This is a genomic window from Vibrio sp. 10N.222.55.A1 (assembly GCF_041473835.1).
Taxonomy (GTDB): Bacteria; Pseudomonadota; Gammaproteobacteria; order Enterobacterales; family Vibrionaceae; genus Vibrio; species Vibrio crassostreae_C.
Window position 1 is genome coordinate 39,784 of sequence record NZ_JBFRSX010000030.1, and the last position, 25,545, is coordinate 65,328.

General features: G+C 44.8%; 24 protein-coding genes. 20 read left to right on the forward strand and 4 right to left on the reverse strand.

Features of this window, described 5'->3' with window-relative positions:
* Nucleotides 1–184 precede the first annotated feature (184 nt).
* Nucleotides 185–3,352: a ribonuclease E gene (gene rne, locus AB4493_RS09560; protein WP_371724735.1), complete on the reverse strand. Its 3,168-nt coding sequence runs from the start codon at nucleotides 3,350–3,352 to the stop codon at nucleotides 185–187.
* 618 nt (nucleotides 3,353–3,970) lie between these two features.
* Here rne and rluC point away from each other — a divergent pair.
* Nucleotides 3,971–4,915: a 23S rRNA pseudouridine(955/2504/2580) synthase RluC gene (gene rluC / locus AB4493_RS09565; RefSeq protein ID WP_017054981.1), complete on the forward strand. Its 945-nt coding sequence runs from the start codon at nucleotides 3,971–3,973 to the stop codon at nucleotides 4,913–4,915.
* A gap of 266 nt (nucleotides 4,916–5,181) precedes the next feature.
* Here the strand turns inward: rluC and AB4493_RS09570 are convergent, their stop codons facing one another.
* Entirely contained in the window at nucleotides 5,182–5,763 is a 582-nt protein-coding gene (locus tag AB4493_RS09570) for a nucleoside triphosphate pyrophosphatase (RefSeq protein ID WP_017067204.1), read from the reverse strand.
* Nucleotides 5,764–5,912: 149 nt separating this feature from the next.
* On the opposite strand from AB4493_RS09570, the gene yceD reads away from it, so the two are divergent.
* From yceD to AB4493_RS09645, 15 genes are all read left to right on the forward strand, one after another.
* Entirely contained in the window at nucleotides 5,913–6,440 is a 528-nt protein-coding gene (gene yceD / locus AB4493_RS09575; RefSeq protein WP_017062153.1) for a 23S rRNA accumulation protein YceD, read from the forward strand.
* Nucleotides 6,441–6,475: 35 nt separating this feature from the next.
* Nucleotides 6,476–6,646, forward strand: a complete 171-nt coding sequence (rpmF, locus tag AB4493_RS09580; RefSeq protein ID WP_004737376.1) for a 50S ribosomal protein L32 — start codon at nucleotides 6,476–6,478, stop codon at nucleotides 6,644–6,646.
* A 9-nt stretch (nucleotides 6,647–6,655) separates the two neighbouring features.
* Nucleotides 6,656–7,681 carry a phosphate acyltransferase PlsX gene (gene plsX, locus AB4493_RS09585; protein ID WP_017062152.1) on the forward strand — a complete coding sequence of 342 codons (1,026 nt, stop codon included), beginning with the start codon at nucleotides 6,656–6,658 and terminating at the stop codon, nucleotides 7,679–7,681.
* A 5-nt stretch (nucleotides 7,682–7,686) separates the two neighbouring features.
* Nucleotides 7,687–8,637 carry a beta-ketoacyl-ACP synthase III gene (locus AB4493_RS09590; protein ID WP_017054985.1) on the forward strand — a complete coding sequence of 317 codons (951 nt, stop codon included), beginning with the start codon at nucleotides 7,687–7,689 and terminating at the stop codon, nucleotides 8,635–8,637.
* A gap of 80 nt (nucleotides 8,638–8,717) precedes the next feature.
* The gene (gene fabD / locus AB4493_RS09595; protein ID WP_017063479.1) at nucleotides 8,718–9,641 is read left to right on the forward strand and encodes an ACP S-malonyltransferase; all 924 of its coding nucleotides are present in this window, start codon (nucleotides 8,718–8,720) and stop codon (nucleotides 9,639–9,641) included.
* Nucleotides 9,642–9,666: 25 nt separating this feature from the next.
* Nucleotides 9,667–10,401 carry a 3-oxoacyl-ACP reductase FabG gene (gene fabG, locus AB4493_RS09600; RefSeq protein ID WP_029235138.1) on the forward strand — a complete coding sequence of 245 codons (735 nt, stop codon included), beginning with the start codon at nucleotides 9,667–9,669 and terminating at the stop codon, nucleotides 10,399–10,401.
* Nucleotides 10,402–10,567: 166 nt separating this feature from the next.
* The gene (gene acpP / locus AB4493_RS09605; protein ID WP_004737381.1) at nucleotides 10,568–10,801 is read left to right on the forward strand and encodes an acyl carrier protein; all 234 of its coding nucleotides are present in this window, start codon (nucleotides 10,568–10,570) and stop codon (nucleotides 10,799–10,801) included.
* Nucleotides 10,802–10,894: 93 nt separating this feature from the next.
* Nucleotides 10,895–12,139, forward strand: a complete 1,245-nt coding sequence (gene fabF, locus AB4493_RS09610) for a beta-ketoacyl-ACP synthase II (RefSeq protein ID WP_010437291.1) — start codon at nucleotides 10,895–10,897, stop codon at nucleotides 12,137–12,139.
* A 104-nt stretch (nucleotides 12,140–12,243) separates the two neighbouring features.
* On the forward strand, nucleotides 12,244–13,122 hold the full coding sequence (gene pabC, locus AB4493_RS09615; protein ID WP_372154914.1) for an aminodeoxychorismate lyase: 879 nt from the start codon (nucleotides 12,244–12,246) through the stop codon (nucleotides 13,120–13,122).
* Nucleotides 13,119–14,135, forward strand: coding sequence for an endolytic transglycosylase MltG (mltG, locus tag AB4493_RS09620; RefSeq protein ID WP_017062149.1), 1,017 nt, complete (start codon nucleotides 13,119–13,121; stop codon nucleotides 14,133–14,135). Before pabC ends, mltG begins: the two co-directional genes overlap by 4 nt.
* A gap of 10 nt (nucleotides 14,136–14,145) precedes the next feature.
* Entirely contained in the window at nucleotides 14,146–14,778 is a 633-nt protein-coding gene (gene tmk / locus AB4493_RS09625) for a dTMP kinase (protein ID WP_017062148.1), read from the forward strand.
* 6 nt (nucleotides 14,779–14,784) lie between these two features.
* On the forward strand, nucleotides 14,785–15,750 hold the full coding sequence (locus AB4493_RS09630) for a DNA polymerase III subunit delta' (protein ID WP_017062147.1): 966 nt from the start codon (nucleotides 14,785–14,787) through the stop codon (nucleotides 15,748–15,750).
* Complete coding sequence (locus AB4493_RS09635; RefSeq protein ID WP_017067206.1) at nucleotides 15,741–16,508, forward strand: TatD family hydrolase; 768 nt, start codon at nucleotides 15,741–15,743, stop codon at nucleotides 16,506–16,508. Before AB4493_RS09630 ends, AB4493_RS09635 begins: the two co-directional genes overlap by 10 nt.
* A gap of 445 nt (nucleotides 16,509–16,953) precedes the next feature.
* Nucleotides 16,954–18,384 (forward strand): PTS glucose transporter subunit IIBC, encoded by a 1,431-nt coding sequence (gene ptsG, locus AB4493_RS09640; RefSeq protein WP_017062145.1) that lies wholly within the window; start codon nucleotides 16,954–16,956, stop codon nucleotides 18,382–18,384.
* A gap of 229 nt (nucleotides 18,385–18,613) precedes the next feature.
* Nucleotides 18,614–19,018, forward strand: a complete 405-nt coding sequence (locus tag AB4493_RS09645; RefSeq protein ID WP_017062144.1) for a hypothetical protein — start codon at nucleotides 18,614–18,616, stop codon at nucleotides 19,016–19,018.
* 91 nt (nucleotides 19,019–19,109) lie between these two features.
* Here the strand turns inward: AB4493_RS09645 and AB4493_RS09650 are convergent, their stop codons facing one another.
* Nucleotides 19,110–19,703 carry an outer membrane beta-barrel protein gene (locus AB4493_RS09650; RefSeq protein ID WP_017067207.1) on the reverse strand — a complete coding sequence of 198 codons (594 nt, stop codon included), beginning with the start codon at nucleotides 19,701–19,703 and terminating at the stop codon, nucleotides 19,110–19,112.
* Nucleotides 19,704–19,848: 145 nt separating this feature from the next.
* Here AB4493_RS09650 and AB4493_RS09655 point away from each other — a divergent pair, with 145 nt between their 5' ends.
* Together AB4493_RS09655 and AB4493_RS09660 are read left to right on the forward strand one after the other, a co-directional pair.
* Nucleotides 19,849–19,938, forward strand: coding sequence for a YnhF family membrane protein (locus AB4493_RS09655; RefSeq protein WP_100214626.1), 90 nt, complete (start codon nucleotides 19,849–19,851; stop codon nucleotides 19,936–19,938).
* 41 nt (nucleotides 19,939–19,979) lie between these two features.
* Entirely contained in the window at nucleotides 19,980–21,194 is a 1,215-nt protein-coding gene (locus tag AB4493_RS09660) for a patatin family protein (RefSeq protein ID WP_372154915.1), read from the forward strand.
* 159 nt (nucleotides 21,195–21,353) lie between these two features.
* On the opposite strand, the gene pyk is transcribed toward AB4493_RS09660, so the two are convergent.
* Nucleotides 21,354–22,802: a pyruvate kinase gene (gene pyk / locus AB4493_RS09665; RefSeq protein ID WP_102321122.1), complete on the reverse strand. Its 1,449-nt coding sequence runs from the start codon at nucleotides 22,800–22,802 to the stop codon at nucleotides 21,354–21,356.
* Nucleotides 22,803–23,121: 319 nt separating this feature from the next.
* Between pyk and AB4493_RS09670 the strand changes: the two genes are divergently transcribed.
* Nucleotides 23,122–24,339: an ROK family protein gene (locus tag AB4493_RS09670; protein WP_372154916.1), complete on the forward strand. Its 1,218-nt coding sequence runs from the start codon at nucleotides 23,122–23,124 to the stop codon at nucleotides 24,337–24,339.
* 168 nt (nucleotides 24,340–24,507) lie between these two features.
* Nucleotides 24,508–25,449, forward strand: a complete 942-nt coding sequence (locus AB4493_RS09675; RefSeq protein ID WP_017062139.1) for a chemotaxis protein CheV — start codon at nucleotides 24,508–24,510, stop codon at nucleotides 25,447–25,449.
* Nucleotides 25,450–25,545 lie beyond the last annotated feature (96 nt).

Sequence of the window (25,545 nt, forward strand, 5' to 3'; positions counted from 1 at the left end):
GGCAATAGCGAAGTGTCGAAAAGATAAGTGCGCGAATGCTACCCAAAAATGTGATTAAGTTCAAGGTTGAACCTAACTTTGAGTAATATATCTGTTAATTTTTATTCGATTAGTAGATATGAAAAAGGCTGCTTTAATAAGCAGCCTTTGATTCTATTTACTCGCGATTACCTATCAGTAATCACTAGTAGTTTGGCTTAGTCATCGCCGCGCCAGCTTTGTTCGACGCTGCCTGACTGCCTGCACCTTTCGATACAAAACGTTCAGTGCGGAACGGAGCTGCAATCACTTCAATCTCTTTGATCTCTTGAGGACCAGGAGCTTTAGTCATTGGTGAACCGGCTTGCTTCTTAGCAACAGCTGCCTTTGGTGCCGCTTTAGGAGCTTCTGCTTTAACAACAGGTGCTTCTTCAACTTTTGCACTTTCAGCTTTAGGCGCTTCAGCTTCAACAACTGGTGTTGCTTCTGCTTGTACAGCTTCTGCTACAACAGGCGCTTCAACTTTCGTCGCTTCTGCAATCACTGGAGCTTCAACTTTCGCGGTTTCAACAACCACTGGTGCTTCTTCAACGACTGCAGGAGCTTCAACTACAGCAGGAGTCTCAGCTACTTGAGCTTCAACAGCAGCATCTTCACGACGGATGATAACTTTACCCATTGCAAGCTCTGGACATGCGAAGCCGCCAGTCATTGCTACGTTGCTTTGTGGTGCCGTCTCTAGAGCAACATTCTGCTCTTGAACAGATGTTTGAGCTTCAGCTGCTACTTGAACTTCAGCCACTTCAGGCTTTGCCTGCTTGTGGTGAGGTTTTGGAATGAAGCGAGGCATCACTTTACCCATAGCCATCTCTGGAGAAGCTACACCACCTTTACGTAGGCGGAATGGGTTAGGGCGACGATCACGACCGCGACGACGACGTTGACCACTTGCACGTAGGTGACGTGGAGAACGACGGTTACGACGTTGTTTCGGCTCTTCCTGTTCAGTTTGCTCTGCATTCGCTTGAGTTGCTTCTACTTGTTCCGCAACTTTTTGCTCTTGAGCTACTGACTGTTCTTTTGAAACAGATAGTTCTTTAGCAGCAACCTGCTCTTTTGAAGCGTTATCTTCAGCTTGAGCTTGTTGGTCTTTAACACGAACTTGCTTGTTCAGTTTACGACGCTGACGACGCTCTTTAATCTTAGCTGCTTTCGCTTCAGGTTTAGCCTTAGGCGCTTCCGGTTTACCAGCTTGTGCTTCTGCTGCTAGCTGTAGACCTTCTTCTGCTAATTTAGATGGTGCTTGCTCTTCGCGTTGCTTCTGCTCATCACGTGGCTTGTTGCGACGGTCTTGCTTAGGCTTGCGAGGCTGACGAGTTTGCTGTGGAGCTGCTTCTTTTTGCTCTTCAGGCTTCTCATCACGAGCTGGCTTACGGCGGCGTTTGTTGTCACGGTTTTCGTTACGATTGTCACCACGTTCACCACGGTCGTTACGCTGTTCGCCACGCTCACCACGTTGGTTACGACGACGGTTATCGTTACGATCACGGCGTTGACGGTTGCCGTTGTTACGATTGTTTTTAGGTTTTTCTTCTTCTTTCTTCTCTTCTTCTTTTTTCTCTTCTTGAGTTGAAGAGCCAAATAAGAAGCTACCGATAGCTTTGAAGAAACGACCAATTAGGCCTGGTTCTTGAGTCGCTGCTGGTTCAGCTTTCTTCTCTTCTACAGCTTTAGGTGCTGGAGCAGGAGTTGGTGCTGATTGAGCAGGAGCTGCGAAGCCTTTCAGAGCAGGTTCTTCGATCTTCTTAGGACGAATAGTCTGTTCAGCAGGCTCTTTGCTTTCCGCTTCTTTTAGAGCTTCTAGCTTGTTAGGCAGCAAGTAAGATAGTAGATCGAACTCTTCACCTTCACGAACACGGATAACCTCAAAATGCGGCGTTTCCATGTCTGAGTTAGGAACAACAGTGATCTTAACTTCTTGGTTCTTCTCGATGTGGTTTACTGAGCGACGTTTTTCGTTCAGAAGGTAAGAAGCGATTGGAACAGGCACAACAGCAAGTACTTGTGCTGTGTTGTCTTTTAGAGCTTCTTCTTCAATCAAACGTAGAACAGAAAGTGCTAGAGATTCGTTATCACGAACAACACCAGTACCTGTACAACGAGGACAAATGTGGTGGCTTGCTTCTGCTAGTGATGGGCTCAAACGTTGACGAGACATCTCTAGAAGACCAAAGCGAGAAATACGACCAATCTGAACACGTGCGCGATCTAAACGAACGGCATCACGTAGACGGCTTTCTACTTCGCGTTGGTGGCGAACCGGGGTCATATCGATAAAGTCGATTACAACAAGACCACCTAGGTCACGTAGACGTAATTGACGTGCAATTTCATCGGCAGCTTCTAGGTTAGTGTTAAGTGCTGTTTCTTCAATATCGCCGCCCTTTGTTGCACGAGCAGAGTTGATATCGATAGAAGTCAGTGCTTCTGTTGGGTCGATTACGATAGAACCACCAGATGGAAGACGAACTTCACGTTGGAAAGCAGATTCGATCTGGCTTTCAATCTGGTAATGGCTGAATAGTGGCACTTCACCATCGTATTTCTTAACGCGATTCATGAAATCTGGGCGTATTAATTGAATGTGCGCTTGTGCACGTTCAAAAATAGTATTGCTGTCGATTAGAATCTCGCCAATATCACGACGTAGGTAGTCACGAATTGCGCGAACAATAACGTTACTCTCTTGGTGAATTAGGAAAGGAGCTGCATTTGAATCAGAAGCTTGCTTGATAGCGCCCCAATGGTTCAATAGAACATTCAGGTCCCACTCTAGCTCTTCTGCGCTTTTGCCAACACCCGCTGTACGCACGATTAAGCCCATACCTTGAGGAAGCTCAAGAGTGCTTAATGCTGCTTTCAGTTGAGTGCGTTCATCACCTTCGATACGACGAGAAATACCGCCAGCACGAGGGTTATTAGGCATAAGAACTAAGTAACTACCAGCCAAAGAGATGAAAGTTGTCAGTGCAGCACCTTTGCTACCACGTTCTTCTTTCTCTACTTGTACGATTACTTCTTGGCCTTCTTTTAGCACTTCTTTAATGCTAGGACGGCCTTGGTATGTATAACCTTCAGGGAAGTATTCGCGGGCAATTTCTTTAAGAGGGAGGAAACCGTGACGTTCTGCGCCGTAATCAACGAATGCCGCTTCTAGGCTTGGTTCAATACGGGTAATACGTCCTTTGTAGATATTCGCTTTCTTTGACTCGTGACCTGGACTTTCGATATCTAGATCGAACAGTCGTTGGCCATCAACCAAAGCGACACGCAACTCTTCTTTTTGAGTTGCGTTAATTAACATTCTTTTCATTTAGAAGTTCTCATTGTCTTTTCTTATTTTCATCATTGTTCTTATCGCTTTATTTCGTTTCTCATGGTGCCAGATCCCATGGCTTTATCGGTGCAGCCTCCCGGCTGGAGAGGGATGCTCTGGGGCACGTCAGTCATCATAGGGAGTTAGCCTATGATCCGCGATGTGGCGGTGAATACTCAACATGAGTGTACGTGAGTAGAGCGATAAGGAACTCAGTTGACCGTGTCTTACGCCGATTGCAGCACTGTCTAATCTGAGTTATCTACTCATTTACTTGCTTATGAATGGTTAGCTGTTTAAATAACAGTCAAACCACTGATAGCAGCTGTGAACTATAGCAGCGGTCGGTAAACACAGCAATCTGCTTTGTCGGAATGCTGTAAAAAAAACAGTTTTTGTTTGGGTTTTGATAGCTCTAACTCACTGTCTATAAATAATTTATCAATTGATATTTTAATTTGCAGGAATCTTGGTGCTTTTTTGTTCGAAGAATCAAAGAAATATAGAACTTCGGCGACCATTTTGGGATAGATCGGTAAGGATTAGGGATAAATAAGTTCGGAATAGGGCTAAGAAAATCTCAATTATCAAAAGTGACAGTGATACAATAGCGCAATGAGCGAAATTAGAACCCAAGTCCAATTCGTCGACATTGACGAAGATATGGCTGGTCAGCGTATTGATAACTTCTTACGCAACCAATTAAAAAACATCCCGAAAAGCATGATTTACCGAATCGTGCGTAAAGGCGAAGTCCGCGTAAATAAAAAACGCATTAAGGCTGAGTACAAACTAAAAGCTGGCGATTTAGTTCGTATCCCTCCGGTTACTATTGAAGAGAAAACAGAAGAGAACGTGCCGAGCACGAAACTCAACAAGGTTTCAGAATTAGAACAGTGCATCATTTATGAAGATGATCACATGCTAATTCTTAACAAACCGTCTGGCACTGCTGTTCATGGTGGTAGCGGATTAAAATTTGGCGCGATTGAAGCATTACGTGCTCTTCGCCCTGATGCTCGTTTTCTTGAATTAGTGCACCGTATCGATAGAGATACGTCTGGCATTTTGCTTGTTGCTAAGAAGCGCTCGGCGCTAAGACACCTTCAAGCACAGTTCCGTGAAAAAACGGTTCAAAAATACTACTTCGCTTTAGTTATGGGCGAATGGAAGAACAGCTGCAAAGTCGTCAACGCACCTTTGTTGAAAAATGAAGTGAACAGCATTGTTCGAGTTAACCCGAATGGTAAAGCTTCTGAAACCCGTTTTAAGGTTTTAGAAAAATTCCAAGAGGCGACGTTGATTCAAGCAAGCCCAATTACAGGCCGAACACACCAAATTCGTGTGCACGCTCAGTATACTGGTCACCCAATTGCTTGGGATGATCGCTACGGTGATCGTCGTTTTGACGCTTACACGGGTAAGGTTGGTCTTGATCGTCTGTTCCTACATGCAGCAAACATCAAGTTCACACACCCAGGTAGTGAAGAGAAGATGGATATCTCGGCGCCAATGGAAAGAAGGCTAGAGAAAGCCCTAACTGGTTTACGTAAGCTTTAAGAAGATACGAGATACGAAGGTATAGAGTGCCTCTAAATTTGTTCTTCAGTATCCATAAATGAGAAAGGTTGACGAATATCGTCAACCTTTTTTGTTTTCATCTGTTGTAGAAGATCCCCAAGTCGCTCGTTCCTCGCTCTTGAGGATGACGACTTTTTAAAATCACGCTCTATATCATTAGTTGGTTAGATAAAATTGCGTGTTCCGCCATTCCCTAGACTGACGAAGGAAGGAGTAGGGAATCTCTAACAAAGAGAGCGTATCCGTTATAGTACACCCATTCCTTGCGCTTCTAACATATCGACTAGATCGATCAGCGGTAAGCCGATCAAAGTATTTGGGTCTTTCCCTTCCATCTGTTTAAACAACGCGATGCCTAACCCTTCACACATAAAGCTACCTGCGCAGTAATAAGGCTGCTCTTTTTCAACATAACTAATGATCTGTTGCTTAGTTAAATCGCGGAAATGCACTACAAAGGTGTCGAGACGTGTGTCAGCTTCATTGGTTTCGTTGTTCCAAACCGAAAGCCCAGTATAAAAAGTAATGCTCTTGCCGCTTTGACGAGATAACTGCTCGATCGCTTTTTCTCGAGTGTGAGGCTTACCAATGATCTCTCCATCAATTACGCAAACCTGATCAGAACCAATGACTAAGCTAGGTTGCTCCACAACACAAGACTTAGCTTTGGTCTCAGCAAGGCGCATCACCAGCTGTTGAGGCGTCTCTTCAGGAAGCGGCGTTTCATCGCAGTCTGGCTTGGCTGTAATGAAGCTTAACTGTAGTTTTTTGAGGATCTCTTGCCTAAATGGTGATGTAGAGGCTAAAACTAGTTGGTAATTTCTCATTTTAATTTACAATTCAAGGAAGCATTTATCTCAGGATAACGTAACTTGTCCTGCTATTCATAATGCTCTGAATAGGAAAGGCAGGAAAGTACATTTTTTTTGCCATTTCCTTTGACTAAACACGATTTGGAAGATAAGATTCGCGCCCTATGCAAAAGGAAAAAATACCGCGTACAGTTGATCCGGCAAGAACGGCTCAAAAACGACTCGATATGGATGGTATCATCCAGGTCAGTCTTTTGAAGCGTTTAACTGAAGCAACTGAAGGCGTAAAACGTGACGCGCAAGTCTCAATGTCATTTGGGCTTGATGAACAACGATTAGTCGTTATCTCTGGTAAAGCTAACGTCGAAGTCGATTTAGAGTGTCAACGTTGTAATGAGGTTTTCGCACATGAGTGCGATGTCCAATTTACTTATACTCCTGTTTACAGTGAGAAAAGTGAAGAGGAAGCACCGGAAGAGTACGATTTGGTAGATCTGAACGAGTACGGTGAGTTAGACCTGATTCAATTAGTTGAAGACGAGTTCATCCTTGGATTGCCACAAATAGCAATGCACGACGATGCGAAATGTAGCGTTAACTCAAATAACTTGGTGTTTGGTGAACTTCCTGAAGAAATTGAGGAAGACAAAAAGCCGAATCCATTTGATGTTTTAAAAAGCTTAAAGAAGTAATTGCTTCTTTAAGAATTTACATAGGAGTAGGGTCAATGGCCGTACAAAAGAGCAAGAAATCACGTTCAATGCGTGGCATGCGTCGTTCACACGATGCGCTAACTACAGCTGCACTTTCTGTAGACGCAACTTCAGGTGAAACTCACCTACGTCACAACGTGACTGCCGAAGGTTTCTACCGCGGCAAAAAGGTTATCAACAAGTAAGGTTGACCTTTGCAAAATCTAACCGTTGCGCTTGATGCAATGGGCGGGGACTTCGGTCCTCGTGTAACAGTGCCTGCCGCCGTGCAGGCACTGTCGTATTTCCCAGAGCTAAAAGTCATTCTAATAGGTGATCGAAACGCGATCACATCTCAATTATCTTCATTAGGTCGAATGCCTGATTCTCGTTTGAGTATCCAGCATTGTGATCGAGTCATTTCCAATTCTGAAAAACCTTCACTAGCCTTACGTAATAGTCAGGGTAGCTCTATGCGTGCCGCTATCGATCTGGTTGCCGAATCACAGGCTGATGCTTGTGTGAGTGGTGGTAACACTGGCGCACTGATGGCTTTATCCCGTTTCAGACTCAAGCTTCTTCCCGGTATTGATAGGCCTGCATTGGTTTCAGCTTTGCCTACTGCATCCGGAAATCGCACATGGATGCTTGATTTAGGGGCGAACGTTTCTAGTGACGCAGATTCACTCTTTCAGTTTGCTGTCATGGGCAGTGCATTAGCAGAACAACATTTAGGTCGCGCACCACGTGTCGCTATCTTGAATATCGGTGCAGAAGAAATTAAAGGCAATGACCTTGTAAAACGATGCGCTGAAATGTTGTCTAATACCCAGTCTGTGAACTTCATAGGCTATATTGAAGGTAATCAATTACTTCAAGATGCTGCTGATGTCGTCGTATGTGATGGTTTTGTGGGCAATGTCTGCTTAAAAACGTGCGAAGGTACGGCTCAGCTCTTTATTGATAAGCTAAAAACGCGCATGATGGCTTCAACAATAAAGGGTTGGATAGCCAGAATGCTGTTTTCTGAGCTATTTACTGAATTAAAAACCTTGAACCCCGACCAGTATAACGGCGCAAGTTTGTTAGGATTGCGCGGCATTGTCATTAAAAGTCATGGAAGTGCTGATGTGTCTGCAGTCGTCAACGCGATTGGTGAAGCAGTACACGAGGTCAAACGACAAGTCCCCAGCCGCATTAGCGATCGTTTGGAAGCGGTTTTACTCGAGAGGCATTATTAGTCTTCATGTATAGCAAAATTTTAGGTACTGGCAGCTACTTGCCATCTCAGGTGCGTACTAACGCAGACTTAGAGAAAATGGTAGAGACTAGCGATGAGTGGATCGTTGCTAGAACGGGTATTAAAGAGCGTCGTATTTCAGCGGAAAACGAAACCGTTGCTGATATGGCGTTTTACGCTGCTGAAAATGCCATTGAAATGGCAGGTATCGACAAAGAAGAGATTGATTTAATCATCGTTGCGACAACCAGCAGTAGCCACACATTCCCGTCTTCGGCATGTCAGGTACAAGGCAAGCTTGGTATCAAAGGCTGCCCTGCGTTTGATTTGGCTGCAGCGTGTTCTGGTTTTGTCTACGCACTGTCTGTTGCTGATCAACACATCAAGACTGGCATGTGTAAGAACGTTTTGGTAATTGGTGCGGATGCACTGTCAAAAACCTGTGATCCGACTGACCGCTCTACTATCATCCTATTTGGTGATGCAGCAGGCGCGGTGGTTGTAGGCGCAAGCGAAGAGCCAGGTATTTTGTCTACTCATATTTACTCTGATGGTAAATACGGTGAGCTTCTAAGCCTAGAAGTACCAGAGCGCGGCGGTGATGCAGACAAATGGCTGCACATGGCGGGCAACGAAGTATTTAAAGTGGCGGTAACTCAGCTTTCTAAGCTAGTTAAAGACACCTTAGCGGCGAACAATATGGATAAGTCAGAGCTTGATTGGTTAGTTCCACACCAAGCGAACTACCGTATTATCTCGGCAACCGCTAAAAAGCTGACGATGTCGCTTGATCAAGTAGTGATTACTCTTGATAAGCACGGCAACACGTCAGCAGCTACCGTACCAACGGCCCTAGATGAGGCTGTTCGCGACGGGCGAATTAAACGTGGTCAAACGCTTCTACTTGAAGCATTTGGCGGCGGCTTCACTTGGGGTTCTGCGTTAGTTAAATTCTAACCCTAAGCGATAATCAACAAACAAGGCACATAACTTATGTGCCTTATTCAATTTTTTGCTTTGCTTAAAGGAAAATTACAATGAGCAAATTTGCTATCGTATTCCCAGGCCAAGGCTCTCAAGCTATCGGTATGCTTGCTGACCTAGGCGAACAGTATGATGTTGTTAAAAAGACATTTGCTGAAGCTTCAGAAGCACTTGGTTACGATCTATGGGCATTGGTTCAAGATGGTCCTGTAGAAAATCTAAATGAAACTTTTCGCACTCAACCGGCTCTATTAACAGCGTCTGTTGCAATTTGGCGTGTATGGCAAGAGCTTGGCCTAGAGCAACCTGTAAATCTAGCAGGTCACAGCCTAGGTGAATATTCTGCACTTGTATGTGCCGGCGTTATCGACTTTAAAGAAGCGATCAAGCTGGTTGAACTACGTGGTCAACTGATGCAAGAAGCGGTTCCTGCAGGTGTTGGTGCAATGTACGCAATCATCGGTCTAGACGATGAAGCGATTGCTAAAGCGTGTGAAGAAGCTGCGCAAGACGAAGTTGTGTCTCCAGTTAACTTTAACTCTCCTGGCCAAGTTGTTATCGCGGGTAACAAAGCGGCAGTAGAGCGTGCTGGTGCACTTTGTAAAGAAGCGGGCGCTAAGCGTGCACTTCCGCTACCTGTTTCTGTGCCGTCTCACTGTGCACTGATGAAGCCAGCAGCAGACAAGCTAGCGGTGGCTCTAGAAGCTCTAGAGTTCAACACGCCAGCATTGCCTGTTATCAATAACGTTGATGTTATCGCTGAAACAGATCCTGCAAAAATTAAAGACGCACTTGTTCGTCAGCTGTACAGCCCAGTTCGTTGGACTGAAGGCGTACAAGCGATGAATGAGCAAGGCGTTGAGAAGCTACTTGAATTAGGCCCTGGTAAAGTTCTTACTGGTCTAACAAAACGAATCGTAAAAACTATGACAGCTGCTGCAGTTAATGACACTGCATCACTAGAAGCTGCTAAGTAAATAACCACTTAATAGAGAAGTTATGATGAATTTAGAAGGCAAAGTTGCACTAGTTACAGGCGCAAGCCGTGGCATCGGTCGTGCAATCGCTGAACTTTTAGTTGAGCGTGGTGCTAAAGTTATCGGTACTGCGACATCTGAAGGCGGCGCAGCTGCAATCAGCGAGTACCTTGGTGAGAACGGTAAAGGTCTTGCTCTTAATGTAACGGATACTGACTCAATTGCTGCTACACTGAAAACCATCAACGATGAATTCGGTGCGATTGACATTCTAGTTAACAACGCAGGTATCACTCGTGATAACCTACTGATGCGTATGAAAGACGACGAATGGAATGACATCATCGATACTAACCTAACGCCTATCTTCCGCATGTCTAAAGCTGTATTGCGTGGCATGATGAAGAAACGTCAAGGCCGTATCGTAAACGTTGGTTCTGTAGTAGGTACTATGGGTAACGCTGGTCAAGCTAACTACGCAGCTGCAAAAGCAGGCGTAATTGGTTTTACTAAATCAATGGCTCGTGAAGTTGCGTCTCGTGGCGTTACAGTGAACACTGTAGCTCCTGGTTTCATCGAAACTGACATGACTAAAGCGCTAAATGATGACCAACGTGCAGCAACTTTGGCGAATGTACCAGCAGGTCGACTAGGTGACCCTCGCGAAATCGCTGAAGCTGTGGTATTTTTGGCGTCACCTGCGGCAGCTTATATCACAGGTGAAACACTTCACGTCAATGGCGGTATGTACATGGTGTAAATTATGTGCAACATTTGTGCATGATTTAAGTCAAGATCATACGTAATTTCGGTTAAAATCGTGAAAATTGTGGTTTGACCAGAAAAGTTGACCTTGCAACTTTCAATAGATTGAATAAACTACGGAAAACATCGCATAAAGCGAACTCTGTAAAGGAAAAGAAAAAATGAGCAACCTCGAAGAACGCGTAAAGAAAATCATTGTTGAACAGCTAGGTGTAGACGAAGCTGAAGTTAAAAACGAAGCTTCTTTCGTTGATGACCTAGGTGCAGATTCTCTAGACACAGTAGAGCTAGTAATGGCTCTAGAAGAAGAATTCGACACTGAAATCCCAGATGAAGAAGCTGAGAAAATTACTACTGTTCAAGCAGCTATCGATTACGTAACTAGCGCTCAGTAATAATCTCTCCCAGGCGGTCACCTCGACCGCCTGTGTTTTATCTAACTCATCTATCCTCATCTTAAATCACCTCAATCCCCGGAGTGTAAAATCGTGTCCAAGCGTCGTGTAGTTGTCACTGGCATGGGTATGTTGTCACCGGTAGGCAACACTGTAGAATCTTCTTGGAAAGCCCTGCTAGCTGGTCAAAGTGGTATCGTTAATATCGATCATTTTGATGCAACCAATTTCTCAACTCGTTTTGCAGGTCTAGTTAAAGACTTTAACTGCGAAGAGTATATGACTAAAAAAGATGCTCGTAAGATGGACTTGTTCATCCAGTACGGCGTCGCAGCAGGTATTCAAGCTTTAGATGATTCAGCCCTAACTATTACTGAAGAAAACGCTCCACGTGTGGGTGTTGCTATCGGTTCTGGTATTGGTGGTCTTGGTTTGATCGAAGCCGGTCACCAAGCTCTAACTGAAAAAGGCCCTCGTAAGATCAGCCCGTTCTTCGTACCGTCGACGATCGTGAATATGATTGCTGGTCACATGTCTATCATGCGTGGCCTACGCGGTCCAAACATCGCGATTTCTACTGCATGTACGACTGGCCTACATAACATTGGTCACGCGGCTCGTATGATTGCATACGGCGATGCAGACGCAATGCTAGCGGGTGGTGCTGAAAAAGCATCAACTCCACTAGGTATGGGCGGTTTTGGTGCGGCTAAAGCACTTTCTACTCGTAACGATGAGCCTCAAAAAGCTTCTCGTCCATGGGACAAAGGCCGTGATGGCTTCGTTCTTGGCGACGGTGCAGGCATGATGGTTCTTGAAGAGTACGAACATGCGAAAGCTCGTGGCGCTAAGATTTACTGTGAGCTAGTTGGCTTCGGTATGTCGGGTGACGCTTACCACATGACATCTCCAAGTGAAGATGGCTCAGGTGGCGCACTAGCAATGGAAGCGGCTATGCGTGATGCTGGCATTACTGGTGAACAAATCGGTTATGTAAACGCACACGGTACTTCGACTCCTGCAGGTGACGTAGCGGAAGTTAAGGGCATCAAGCGTGCTCTTGGCGAAGCAGGCAGCAAGCAAGTATTGGTTTCTTCTACGAAATCAATGACAGGCCACCTTCTAGGTGCTGCTGGTTCTGCTGAAGCTATCATCACGGCTATGTCTCTGGTTGACCAAATTGTTCCACCAACAATCAACCTAGATGATCCTGAAGAAGGCTTAGATATTGACTTAGTACCTCACACTGCGCGTGAAGTTAGCAACATGGAATATGCTGCATGTAACTCATTCGGTTTCGGTGGTACAAACGGCTGTTTGATCTTCAAAAAGATTTAATCATCTTATTAAAGACGTAAACACTCGTAGATAGTCACAATTAGACTTGTTTTTAAACGGCTTGATGCTTTAGCATTGAGCCGTTTCTTTTTATGGGGAAAAACATGTTTTGGGTTGATGGAGAAAGCCAGCAAACTATCGATATTTTGGATCGCTCGTTTCAGTACGGAGACGGCTGTTTTACGACAATGCTCGTGAGTGATGGTGAGATACAACATCTTCACGATCATCAGCACCGTGTCGACGAGTGCCTTAAAGCACTACGCATTTCTGCTCTTGATTGGGATGTTGTTAGTCTTTGGCTCGATACTGCGCTTCAACACATCCAACATAACGCTCTTCATGGCACAAAGAGCCTTGATGGTTCAAAGAAGCTCCATAACGCCAACAAGCCTCATAATCAAAAAGCAGGGATCAAGCTGCACGTTAGTCGTGGAGCGGGTGGGCGTGGCTACAGTACCAAGAATATCGCCAAGCCGACAATCACCATCAGTACCTTTGATTACCCAAGCCATTATTCAGCGTGGCAAGACTCCGGTGTTGAACTCGGTATCTGCCATCAAGCGCTAGGTTTGAGCCCACTACTGGCTGGCCATAAGCACAATAATCGCCTTGAGCAGATTTTGATGAAAGATGAAATGGGTCAAGCTAATGAAGTGGATGGCGTGGTTCTTGATATATCGGGCAATGTGATTGAAACCACCATGGCCAATCTGTTCTGGCGCAAAGGTCAGTCGATATACACACCTCAACTCACTCAAAGTGGTGTCGCGGGGGTTATGCGTAAGCAAGTGTTAACCGCGCTGAATCAGGCTGAACTTTCCGTTACAATTAGTGACTACTGCTTATCTCAACTCATGCAAGCTGATGAGGTTTTCATGACAAACTCCATTTTAGGGGTTGCCCCAGTTACCCGTATTAGTGATACCCAATTTAACATTGGAACCATTACTCGTAGCCTTCAAGGACAACTAAACTCGTGATCAAAAAGTTATTTATTTTTATTATCTTGTGCTTAATTGCAGCCGGTGCTGCTGGTTTTTATGTTTACAACCAAGCGCAAGATAACCTGAAACAAGTTATTCAATTAGAAAAACCACAAGTCGTGACTGTTGCTTCAGGTAGCAGCTTTAACCGCGTTCTAGCCCAGTTGATTAACGAGGGGCTGTTTGAGGCTTCTCCTTACGAGAAATTAATCCGTAAGTTACATCCTGAGCTTGTAGACGTAAAAGCGGGTACTTTCCTGCTTGAACCGGGTTTAACCTTAGAGCAAGCGCTACAGGTGCTTGTAGAAGGGAAAGAACACCAGTTTACTATTACCTTTGTTGAAGGCAGTCGTTTTGACGAATGGCTTGTTCAGCTAAAAGACAACGAATTCATTCAACAGACATTGGATGGCGTTTCTGAAAAAGAGATCGCTGAAAAGTTGGGTATTGAAAACGAAAAGCTAGAAGGTCTCTTCTTAGCAGAAACGTATCACTACACCTACGGCACCACTGATTTAGATTTGTTGAAGCGCGCGCATCGAGACCTAATGAGCGTGGTGAATGAAGAGTGGGAAAATCGAGCGGATAAGCTGCCTCTTAAATCGCCATACGAAGCGTTAATTCTTGCATCTATCATTGAGAAAGAGACCGCTGTTGCGTCAGAACGTGAGCGTGTTTCTTCTGTGTTTGTTAACCGTCTAAACAAGCGTATGCGTTTGCAAACTGACCCAACGGTTATCTATGGCATGGGTGACAGCTACGATGGCAACATCCGTAAGAAAGACTTACGCACGCCAACGCCTTACAACACCTATACAATGAGTGGCTTGCCACCGACACCTATCGCTATGGCAGGCAAAGCGTCTATCAACGCGGCGTTGAATCCAGAGAAGAGCAACTACTTGTATTTCGTTGCGAGTGGAACAGGTGGGCACGTATTTTCAAAGAGTTTGACTGAGCATAACCGTGCAGTGCGAGCTTACTTAAAGCAATTAAGAAAAAACAGATAAAGAAATAATTATGAATCAGTCGAAATTTATCGTGGTTGAAGGCCTTGAAGGCGCTGGCAAAAGCACAGCAATCAATGCCATCGTTGAGACATTAAAAGCATCGGGTGTTGAAGATATTGTTAATACTCGCGAGCCGGGTGGTACTGTCTTAGCTGAAAAGATGCGTTCATTGGTTAAAGAAGAGCACGAAGGCGAGAAGCTTCAAGACATGACTGAATTGCTGTTGATGTATGCAGCACGTGTTCAATTAGTCGAGAACGTCATCAAGCCGGCACTCGCCAATGGTCAATGGGTATTGGGTGATCGTCATGATATGTCTTCACAGGCATACCAAGGTGGTGGTCGCCAGATCGCGCGCACGACTATGGAATCACTGAAAGCAACCACGCTAGGCGGCTTTAAACCCGATCTAACGCTATATTTGGACCTAGACCCTAGAGTAGGGCTAGAGCGTGCTAGAGGCCGTGGTGAGCTTGATAGAATTGAAAAGATGGACATCTCATTTTTCGACCGCACGCGTGAGCGCTATCTAGAAATTGCAGAACAAGATGATTCTGTACTTGTGATTAACGCGCAGCAAGAAATTGAGCAAGTAGCCGCTGATATTAAAGTCGCGCTAACTGCTTGGCTCGACAAACAGTAGGTAGTCATGGCTGAAGTGTATTCTTGGCTCACACCGGTATGGAGTGAGTGGAAAAAAAGTCTCGATGCGGAGCGTTTTCCTAACTCTGTGATTGTTAATGCACCGGAAGGGCTCGGCGTTGATGCTTTGATTAGCCAACTTACCGACGCATTGATGTGCACGAACTATGAAAGCGAGTCGTGCGGGTTTTGCCACAGCTGTGAGTTAATGAAGTCGGGCAGTCATCCTGATTTTCATGTGATCTCACCCGAGAAAGAAGGTAAGTCGATCACGGTTGATCAAGTGCGTGCCAGTAACCGCTGGGCTCAAGAGTCTTCTCAGTTAGGTGGTTTGCGCGTTATTTTGCTTAACCCTGCTGAAGCAATGAACGAATCGGCTTCCAACGCACTATTGAAAACTCTGGAAGAGCCATCAAGCAAGTGCATCTTCATTCTGTCTACTCGTAACAGTAATCGCTTAATGCCGACTATTATTAGCCGTTGTCAGCAATTCAATGTGGTTAGTCCGCAGTTAGAGACAGCATCAGCGTGGTTAGATGGTGAAGTGGGCAAAGCGGTACCGCAGTATATTTTAGCACTCAATGACAACGCGCCTTTAAAAGCAAAAGCGATGTTTGAGCAAGGTGGCGTTGAAGCTTCAACAAAAGCGCTCGATGGCTTTGTGAATGTGATAAAAGGCACTCAACCTGACATGCTAAAGTTCTCTACAGAGCTTAGCAAAGACCCTTTGATTCAACTTGGCTGGCTTTGGCATCTATTGTCAGATGTACAGAAGCTGCATTTTGGTTTGGCGAATCAGGCTTTCACTCCGAGTGCGAAAGCACTGTGTGAGGCGATGTCTTATCAAAGTGCTTATGCAGCATCGAATAAACTGCTGACATTGATTGAGCAGTTAAAGCAACACCCTGGGCTCAATACGGAGCTACTCATAATGAATTGGCTGATAGCCACTTGCGAGGAAACATGTTCGTAGATTCCCACTGTCATTTAGACAAACTGGATTACCAAGATTTACACACCAGCGTAGAAGATGTGGTTAACAAGGCGAAGGCTGCTAACGTAGACCAATTGCTTTCTGTCGGTGTGACACTCGATTCGTTTGAAAATATGCTCGAGATGATCTCGCCGTTTGATAACGTTAAAGCCTCTTGTGGCGTTCACCCTCTCGATGTTGAAAGTGATTTCAGCCTAGAGACAATGCGTGAATACGCGAGCAACCCTAAGGTTGTGGCGATTGGAGAGACAGGTTTAGATTATCACTACCAACCAGAGACGGCGGAGCTGCAACAGCTACGATTTAAGCAGCATGTTGAGTTAGCCGTTGAGCTGAATAAACCTTTGATCATTCACACTCGTAACGCACGTGAAGACACATTAGCTATTTTACGTGATGGCGGAGCTGAGAAGTGTGGTGGTGTGATTCACTGCTTTACCGAAGATCAAGCGTTCGCTGAAGCAGCAATGGAACTAGGTTTCTATATCTCAATTTCAGGCATTGTGACCTTTAAGCAGGCTACAGAACTTAAAGAAGTTGTTAAGAACCTACCGCTAGACAGGTTGCTGATCGAGACAGATTCTCCATATTTGGCGCCCATTCCATATCGTGGGAAGCAGAATCAGCCTGCATATGTCGTCGAAGTGGCGGCCTACATTGGGCAATTAAAAGGTGTGTCGATGAAAGAGGTTGCCGAACAAACGACCAAAAATTACCAAAAACTTTTTTTGCGATAAAAATCTAAGTAAACAAATAAAAGGGAGCGAAAGCTCCCTTTTTGTGTTTTTGATCACTAAAAATACGTTTTTTTTTAATGTTTACGAATTATGTTGAACTTGAGAGCGCTAATTATAACATTTGTAATTTTGTTACTAAAAATAACATTCGCTCCTATTTTATTTACTCAGTAAAATAATAGGACTATTGAAAAATACTTATATATTTCAATTGATTAAATGCTTGTAAAGGATTGCATTTCTAGATTTGACATGTGATCCAAGACGTATTTTGAAACTAAATTTCGTAAGTGACTAGAAAGTTAGTTCCCCATCAATATATATTTAGCGGCAGAAAATATAATGCAATACATGGTTACATTTTCGCAGGGTGCTAACATATAGGCTACGGGGGTGTGCCGTTAGAACCCAATATAATTATTTTATCTTTATCAGGAGCATAAACATGTTTAAGAACCTTTTTGCTAGCCTGCAGAAAGTTGGTAAGTCTCTGATGCTTCCAGTATCAGTTTTACCAGTTGCGGGTATTTTGCTAGGTGTCGGTGCAGCAGATCTTCCTTTCATTCCAGAAATCGTTTCAAACTTAATGGAACAAGCTGGTGGTTCAGTATTCGGTCAAATGGCACTACTGTTCGCAGTAGGTGTTGCACTTGGCTTTACTAACAACGATGGTGTAGCGGGTCTAGCTGCTATCGTTGGTTACGGCATCATGACGGCTACACTTGGCGTAATGGCTGGTGTAATGGGCGTTGATAAAATCGATACTGGTGTGCTAGGTGGTATCCTAGTCGGTGGTGTTGCTGCTTGGGCATTCAACCGTTTCTTCCGTATTCAACTACCAGAGTACCTTGGCTTCTTCGCTGGTAAGCGTGCTGTGCCAATCATCACAGGTTTCTCTGCGATTGGTCTAGCAATCCTACTATCTGTAGTATGGCCACCAGTTGGCGGCGCTATCTCTGCGTTCTCTGATTGGGCTGCTCACCAAAACCCACAAGTGGCGTTTGGTATCTACGGTATCGTTGAGCGTTCTCTAATTCCATTTGGTCTTCACCACGTTTGGAACGTACCTTTCTTCTTTGAAGCTGGTACTTGTGTAAACGCTGCTGGCGAAACTCAAAACGGTGTTCTTACTTGTTACTTAGTTGCTGATGACGCATCTCGTGCAGCGGGCAATGGCTTCGGTCAGCTAGCTGGTGGTTACATGTTCAAGATGTTCGGTCTACCTGCTGCTGCAATCGCGATTGCACACTCAGCTAAGCCTGAAAACCGCGCTAAAGTAATGGGCATCATGGCTTCTGCTGCGTTGACTTCATTCCTAACGGGTATCACTGAACCAATCGAATTCTCTTTCCTATTCGTTGCTCCAGTACTGTACGCAATCCACGCTCTACTAGCTGGTTCTGCATACGTTCTTGCGAACACTCTAGGTTTTGTACACGGTACATCTTTCTCACACGGTCTAATCGACTTCCTAGTTCTATCTGGCAACGCGTCTAAGATGGGCCTAATGGTTGTATGTGGTATTGCTTACGCTGCAATTTACTACATCGTATTCCGCACTGTGATTAAAGCTCTAGACCTTAAAACTCCAGGCCGTGAAGACGAGACTGAAGAAGAGTCAGTTGCGACTGGTTCTGAACTTGCTGGTGAGCTAGTTGCTGCATTCGGTGGTAAAGCGAACATCACTGGTCTTGACGCTTGTATTACTCGTCTACGTGTTGCAGTAGCTGATACAGCTCTTGTTGACCAAGACAAGCTGAAGAAACTAGGCGCTGCAGGTGTTGTAGTAGTAGCGGGTGGCGTACAAGCTATCTTCGGTACTAAGTCTGACAACCTTAAGACAGACATGGATGAGTGGATCCGTAACAACGGTTAATTCTCTGATTCAATAAATTGAAAGGAGGCCGAAAGGCCTCCTTTTTTGTTTTCTGCTCTATGAAAGATCTATTGTGCTTAATCTCCATTAACTCAGATACTTATCATTCAACTCGATCAGTTGATGGTTGCTCTTAAATTTTTCGTGTCTTTTATCTTTTACCCAGCGATGACACCTTTTGCTGAGATTCCAGTAGACTTCCGTTTTTTAAATACAGTCTGAGAATATTATGAAACATCGTTACTTGATCGGCCTTATGTGCTGCAGCGGAGCCTCGTTTGCTCAAGCTTCTGAAGCTCCAGCTTTGGAAGTGGGACTCGCCATTGACCAAGACCTGAGTGTCGTTGTGGAATTTGATCAGAAATACCGTGCTACGATTGGCAATGACGGCGCTGCCTTTGATTACATTTTGAAGCGTGGTCAGTTCGAGACTGAAGCTCCGTTGAGCTGGTACGTCGGTGCTGGTGCTTGGGCTGAATGGAATGACGACTTTGGCTTACGCTTGCCGTTAGGCGTGAAAGTGAATTTCTACGAAGGTTGGAATGCTTACGCTCAAGTTCACCCTGAACTCGATATGTATAAAGGTGTTGAGTTGCAAGTGGGCGGCGCTTTAGGTGTTACCTATAAGTTCTAACCTGAACTAAAACCGTTTTAATAATGAAAAAACCAGCATTTAGCTGGTTTTTTCGTTTGGGCCGATCTTATATTTTGCTTCATTGAGCCACTTAGAAAGTAAAACTCAGTCCGACATTGGCTTGGAATTGGTTCATCCAGTCAGTATCAAAGCGAATGATGCACTCTTGCCCGTTATTTGGGATATTACAAACACCGGAGGTATCGTTGTCGACAACCGTGCCTAACCAACGTACTTGTGTGTTCAACGCTAGTCGGTCACTAAATTTGTACTCTAAGCCACCAAAGATAGAAGTTGAGAATCCATACTTATCTTTTGCCCAGTCTACATCGACGTAAGAAGCACCCAGGCCTAGCCCTAGATAACCCGACAACACAGGCGAAGCAGGGTAGTAGATGCTGCTTTGAAGGTGCAGGTATTGGATGGAGGAGCTTAGGTTGAGCGTTTCTAATTCCGAGCTCTGATTGGAGTAGAAGAAGCCGATGCGTCCTTTTTCAAGTGGCGTTTCAATGGCAAAGGTGTAATTTTCAGAGCCTTTCATGTCATAGGTTTTACCGTCCTGGTCTTCGACACTGCCACCGCCGGTATAACCTACCATAGGTGTAATGATGATCTCCGGCGAAGCATACGCGCTTGAAACGGAGAGAAGCGTAATCAGTGCCATCATATTTGCTTTGTTATTCATGAGTATATCCTTATCCATACACATACTAATTGTGATGGTTACATCAATATTGTGCGACTAATTTCGACGATTCTTGAAGATACTTCACACACCTGATAGTACTTAAATAGAGACTCGACAAATTAATAACAAGCCAGAGGTGTCTATGGACCATAATCTGAAAAATGCCCTACAAATTACCGTGTTTATCTACATGATCATTCTTTCATTTGGCTTTATTGCGATTGGTAGTTAATACCATCTATTGCGAGGCTGAGTTTTGATACTCAGGGAATAATGAATAGTGGGATTATAACCAATATTGATACAGCAATAGACTTGGATTATTACGCTAAGTTTATTGCTGGAAAAACAGCACTGGTCGCTCAAGGTGGCGGACAGAGAAGTATTTTTACTTCTGGAGTGCTGGATGCCTTTCTTCTCTCAAATTTTGACCCCTTCGACGAATTTTTTGGTACCTCAGCAGGTGCTCTCAACTTATGCGCTTATCTGTGCCGTGATAAAGGCCTTGGCCGTTCTTTTGTTCTCGCCCTCACAACCTCACCAGAGTTCTTCAATCTCTTTTCCTATATACGACACAGAAAGAACCTAGGATTAGAATGGGCACTAGAACAAATTATGGCTTACCCATATAAGCTCGATCTGGATTTAGGGCGGCAAACGCTAGGCGATCGCCACTTCTATGCGGCTGTAACGGATTCCAAAGACTTACGAGACCACTACTTCCCATTATTGGGTGAAGATTGGTACAAGGTGATGATTGCGACCTGCGCCATTCCTCGTTTGTACAATGATGAAGTCTTTATTGGTGACAGTGCTTATGTGGACGGTGGTGTATCGGCGTGTATCCCAGTTCAGGAAGCGTGGCGAAGACAAGCCCGTTCTATTGTAGTGATTCGTACTGAGCCAGTGGTTGAGGAAGGTAATACCCAATTGGTTGAAGCACCAGTTAAGGGATCTTCAGTCAAAGCGCCTAAACCAATCTCTGCCGAAGAACTGGAGTGGTTTCGCGAATCTTTCGACAGTGTTCAAGGTCATTGGCAACAGAAAGTGGAGCAGTGGAAAACCGATTGGACCTCTTTCTTCCAACAACAAATTATGCGCTCAAAAGAGCAGAAGCGTGACCGTGGGCATTTAGACCTGCTGAACGGTGGTCGCTGGCTATTTGGTGCAGATGATATTTATCGCTTAAGTCATTTGATTGGCGATAAGTTTGATTCAGGCTTGGCTGACATGCTGATGGTGCATTATCAGACCTACTCATTGACTCAGGATTTTTTGAATTCGCCACCAGACGACGCGTTTGTGGTTCAGATAGCACCTAGTCAAACGCTTAAATCGAGCTCATTAATGAGTCATAAAGATGATTTACTGCATGATTACGAATTGGGTTTAGAAGCCGGTTACCGATTTGTGGAGACCTATACCTCAACGGAAAACGCTCGCAACTCGCATATGCCACAGTTAGCCACCATTGCTGCGGGTAACTAATTCCCGAAGTTGATGAGCTAGCATGCTGTGAGCTCGTTATGCTGTTTAAGCAGATTGTAGTGAGTCGTGTTCTGAAATGAAAAAGGGTTATTGAACTTGGTTCGATAACCCTTTTAAGTTTTTGAGATTAGGCGAATCGTTTCGCCTTAAGGTCAAATATTAGGTGACAGGCAAGATTCTCATACAGTTGGTTGACCCTGCTACATCCATAATGTCTCCTTGGGTGACGATCACTAGGTCGCCAAACTTAAGGTATCCTTCTTCTTTCAGGCAATCTAACGTTGATAGTGCAATATCAAAGCTGTCTTTGGCTTCTGTCTCGAAGTAGATAGGTGTTACACCTCGGTACAAGGTACAGCGATTAAGCGTTCCTTCGTTACGAGACAGCGCGTAAATAGGCATGTCAGCACTTAGGCGAGACATCATCAGTGCAGTGCGGCCCGACTCGGTTAGAGTGACAACGCCTTTAATGCCTTCCATATGGTTTGCAGAGTAGATGGTCGCCATCGAAACGGTTTCTTCGGCAGTAACAAAGGTGCGGTCAATACGGTAATTGGATTGGTTATTAATGCCTGCCATTTTTTCCGCACCAATACAGACTTCAGCCATCGATTTTACGGTCTCGACTGGGTAGTCACCAGCTGCAGTTTCACCAGACAGCATCACAGCATCGGTGCCATCGAGTACGGCGTTGGCAACATCCATAACTTCGGCACGGGTTGGCATTGGCGCAGAAATCATTGATTCCATCATCTGAGTTGCGGTGATGACAGTTCGGTTAAGCGCTCTGGCACGGCGTATAAGCTGTTTTTGTACTCCGACTAACTCAGGGTCGCCAATTTCCACTCCGAGGTCACCACGAGCCACCATGACCACATCTGAGGCCATTATGATGTCATCCATGTTCTCAACTGTAGCTACTGTCTCTGCTCGCTCCACTTTTGCGACGAGGTGAGCTTCTAAGCCGGCTTCTCGTGCAAGCTGACGAGCATAGTGCATGTCTTCACCATTACGAGGGAAAGACACCGCTAGGTAATCCACTTTGATTTGTGCGGCGGTGACGATGTCGCGCTTGTCTTTTTCTGTTAGCGCTTCTGCGGAAAGGCCACCCCCTTTTTTGTTGATGCCTTTGTTATTTGAGAGTGGGCCGCCAATGATGACTTCGGTATGAACGCGACAGCCTTCCACTTTGGTTACTTTGAGTTGAACACGACCATCGTCAAGCAACAGTATATCGCCGGCGGATACGTCGTTAGGCAGTTCTTTGTAATCAAGGCCAACGGCTTCTTGATTGCCTTCACCTAAACCTAGGCTGCTATCGAGAGTGAACAGGTCGCCTACGGCAAGTTGGATTTTGCCATCTTTGAATGTCGACACACGAATCTTGGGACCTTGTAAGTCTCCGAGAATGGCGATTTGAGTACCGTGTCTTTTTGCTATTGCTCTGACTTTTTCTGCGCGTTGTATATGGTCGTCGCTGGTGCCGTGAGAGAAGTTCATACGGACTATATTGGCACCGGCTTTGATGATCTCTTCAAGCACGTTACCTTTATCAGTAGAAGGGCCTAGCGTTGTGACGATTTTCGTTTTTCTTAATTCGGCTGTCATGAATACTCCTAGAGTGAGGCCAAGTAATCTTTTAAAAGACTGAATTAAGTATATGCATTAATTGATAATTTATTGGGAGCTAGGAGGATATTTCTTGATTTGCCTTTAATTATTGAATTCAGGGCTCAAACGCGATGTTTTATTCTGAAAATTAAGTCGCAAATTATCGATGTGGGTGTTAATTTTCCTCGAACTATTTGACTCGATACACAAAGATTCATGTATATACGTGATACTGGTCACGGCGATATACCAAGTGACTTCACAATTACTTCGCAAAGTAAAAAAATTACCTCGTTGATGATTTCTGGAGCGTAAAATGTACATGGCTCAACCGGGCCATATTGATCATATCAAACAGGTCAATGCTGGTCGTGTATATAAACTAATTGACCTTAAAGGTCCTATTTCTCGTATCGATCTGTCCAAGCAAAGTGAGTTGGCTCCGGCGAGTATTACTAAAATTACCCGTGAACTCATTGAAGCTCACCTTATTCACGAAACGACGGTTCAAGAAGCCACGACTCGTGGGCGTCCTGCTGTCGGTCTGCAAACCAATAACGAAGGTTGGCAATTTTTGTCGATGCGTCTTGGTCGCGGATACTTGACGATCGCGCTCCATGAATTGGGCGGCGACGTGCTTATCGATACCAAGATTGATATCCATGAACGTGATCAAGACGATGTGCTTGCGCGTCTTCTCCATGAAATCGATGAGTTCTTCCAAACCTATGCCGAGCAACTCGACAGGGTGACGAGTATCGCTATCACACTGCCAGGTCTGGTGAATTCAGAGCAAGGTATTGTGTTGCAGATGCCGCACTATAACGTTGAAAACTTAGCGTTGGGGCCGGAGATCTACAAAGAAACCGGTTTGCCAGTTTTTATTGCCAATGATACCCGAGCGTGGGCATTAGCAGAAAAGCTGTTTGGTAACTCACAAGACAACGACAACTCTGTTCTTATCTCGATTCACCACGGTTTAGGTGCCGGGATCATTCTTGATGGTCGCGTTCTGCAAGGACGTCACGGTAACATCGGTGAGTTGGGGCATATCCAGATCGACAAGGAAGGCAAGCTTTGCCACTGTGGTAATCGAGGCTGTTTAGAAACGGTGGCGAGTTCTCAGGCAATCCGTGAGCAAGTCAAAGAGCGATTGGTAAATGGTGAAGAATCAACGCTAACGGTGTTTGAAGACGTCACTATTGAACAGATCTGTGCTGCCGCTGCTAATGGGGATCCGCTGGCTGTCGAAGTGATTGAACAGTTAGGCCGTTATCTAGGTTCTGCGATTGCGATTGTGATTAACCTGTTCAACCCAGAGAAAATCTTGGTGGGTGGTGTTATCAATCAGGCGAAGAGCGTGTTATACCCGGCGATTCAAAAGTGTATCGAAGAGCAGAGTCTATCGGTTTACCATAAAGACTTAGAGCTGGTGGAATCTCGTTTTTATAAGCAGGCAACCATGCCAGGTGCTGCGCTCATCAAGCAGGCCTTATACGATGGCCAACTGTTAATGAAAGTTGTTGAAGGTTAACTCCTTATACTCGTCTTTTAGCCTCACCCGAAACCTTTCCATGTACTTAAGCTTTGTATAACATCATTTGTTGTACTTAGTTTAAGCATTCTGTGCATTGGCGCTTTGCTTTAACCTATTGAAGTAGGCTATTGTAGCCACAGTTATTATTTGTCACTAAGGTGTTGTATGTCTGGCGTTTTAAATTCGGTTGATCAGAGAACCAAACTGGTCGGTGAAAACCGTCTGGAACTCTTGTTATTCAGCTTAAATAGTCGTCAACTATTTGCGATTAACGTATTTAAAGTGAAAGAAGTCCTCAAAGTGCCAGTACTCACTCGCTTACCGGGCTCTCATCATCATATTACGGGTGTTGCGTCTTTACGTGGTGAATCGGTGCCTGTTATCGATTTACGCAGTGCCATTGGCTTTCCGCCATCTCGTGCGGAGTCTCAAGAGAGCAACCTGATTATTACGGAATACAACCGAACCGTACAAGGTTTCTTGGTTGGGCAAGTTCGTAATATCGTGAACACGACATGGACAGAAATCCAGCCGCCGCCAAAGACAACAGGCCGTGCAAACTACCTAACCGCTATTACGCATATTCAAGAAGAAGAGCAGCACAAGATCGTCGAGATCATCGATGTTGAGAAAGTGTTGGCTGAGATCATTGATTACGATGTCTCGATCTCTGAAGGCGTTTTAGATGAACAATTAGCTCAGGAGATGATAGGACGCAATGTGCTTATCGTTGATGACTCTTCAACAGCGCGTAACCAGATCAAAGGCACCTTGTCGCAGTTGGGTTTGAACATTATTGAGTGTTGTGATGGCTTAGAAGCACTGACCTTACTTAAGGGCTGGTGTGATGAAGGCAAAGACATCAATCAAGAAATATTGTTGATGATCACCGATGCTGAAATGCCTGAAATGGACGGCTACAAGCTGACACACGAAGTACGTACTGACCCAAGAATGCATGACCTATTCATCACGCTAAATACTTCATTAAGTGGAAGTTTTAATGAAGCTATGGTTGAGAAAGTAGGGTGTAACCGCTTTATTTCTAAGTTCCAGCCAGACCTCTTGGTTGAAGTGACTCAAGAGCGAATGCGTCAGATTTTATAATTAATGCTGCTGTACGGTTTGTTTTGAGTGACCTTATAGAAAACGCTCGCTAATATTCACGCAGCATATTTTTCTTAACGAAATATGCTCAACTAC

What these genes read in the sequence shown, in the direction of transcription:
- AB4493_RS09590 (WP_017054985.1), top strand. Translation starts at nt 7,687, where the DNA reads ATGTATAGCAAAATTTTAGGTACTGGCAGCTACTTGCCATCTCAGGTG.
- pabC (WP_372154914.1), top strand. Translation starts at nt 12,244, where the DNA reads ATGTTTTGGGTTGATGGAGAAAGCCAGCAAACTATCGATATTTTGGAT.
- AB4493_RS09630 (WP_017062147.1), top strand. Translation starts at nt 14,785, where the DNA reads ATGGCTGAAGTGTATTCTTGGCTCACACCGGTATGGAGTGAGTGGAAA.
- AB4493_RS09660 (WP_372154915.1), top strand. Translation starts at nt 19,980, where the DNA reads ATGAATAGTGGGATTATAACCAATATTGATACAGCAATAGACTTGGAT.
- acpP (WP_004737381.1), top strand. Translation starts at nt 10,568, where the DNA reads ATGAGCAACCTCGAAGAACGCGTAAAGAAAATCATTGTTGAACAGCTA.
- AB4493_RS09570 (WP_017067204.1), bottom strand. Translation starts at nt 5,763, where the DNA reads ATGAGAAATTACCAACTAGTTTTAGCCTCTACATCACCATTTAGGCAA.
- fabD (WP_017063479.1), top strand. Translation starts at nt 8,718, where the DNA reads ATGAGCAAATTTGCTATCGTATTCCCAGGCCAAGGCTCTCAAGCTATC.
- ptsG (WP_017062145.1), top strand. Translation starts at nt 16,954, where the DNA reads ATGTTTAAGAACCTTTTTGCTAGCCTGCAGAAAGTTGGTAAGTCTCTG.
- AB4493_RS09675 (WP_017062139.1), top strand. Translation starts at nt 24,508, where the DNA reads ATGTCTGGCGTTTTAAATTCGGTTGATCAGAGAACCAAACTGGTCGGT.
- AB4493_RS09655 (WP_100214626.1), top strand. Translation starts at nt 19,849, where the DNA reads ATGGACCATAATCTGAAAAATGCCCTACAAATTACCGTGTTTATCTAC.
- AB4493_RS09670 (WP_372154916.1), top strand. Translation starts at nt 23,122, where the DNA reads ATGTACATGGCTCAACCGGGCCATATTGATCATATCAAACAGGTCAAT.
- pyk (WP_102321122.1), bottom strand. Translation starts at nt 22,802, where the DNA reads ATGACAGCCGAATTAAGAAAAACGAAAATCGTCACAACGCTAGGCCCT.
- yceD (WP_017062153.1), top strand. Translation starts at nt 5,913, where the DNA reads ATGCAAAAGGAAAAAATACCGCGTACAGTTGATCCGGCAAGAACGGCT.
- rpmF (WP_004737376.1), top strand. Translation starts at nt 6,476, where the DNA reads ATGGCCGTACAAAAGAGCAAGAAATCACGTTCAATGCGTGGCATGCGT.
- rluC (WP_017054981.1), top strand. Translation starts at nt 3,971, where the DNA reads ATGAGCGAAATTAGAACCCAAGTCCAATTCGTCGACATTGACGAAGAT.
- AB4493_RS09645 (WP_017062144.1), top strand. Translation starts at nt 18,614, where the DNA reads ATGAAACATCGTTACTTGATCGGCCTTATGTGCTGCAGCGGAGCCTCG.
- tmk (WP_017062148.1), top strand. Translation starts at nt 14,146, where the DNA reads ATGAATCAGTCGAAATTTATCGTGGTTGAAGGCCTTGAAGGCGCTGGC.
- AB4493_RS09635 (WP_017067206.1), top strand. Translation starts at nt 15,741, where the DNA reads ATGTTCGTAGATTCCCACTGTCATTTAGACAAACTGGATTACCAAGAT.
- AB4493_RS09650 (WP_017067207.1), bottom strand. Translation starts at nt 19,703, where the DNA reads ATGAATAACAAAGCAAATATGATGGCACTGATTACGCTTCTCTCCGTT.
- fabG (WP_029235138.1), top strand. Translation starts at nt 9,667, where the DNA reads ATGAATTTAGAAGGCAAAGTTGCACTAGTTACAGGCGCAAGCCGTGGC.
- rne (WP_371724735.1), bottom strand. Translation starts at nt 3,352, where the DNA reads ATGAAAAGAATGTTAATTAACGCAACTCAAAAAGAAGAGTTGCGTGTC.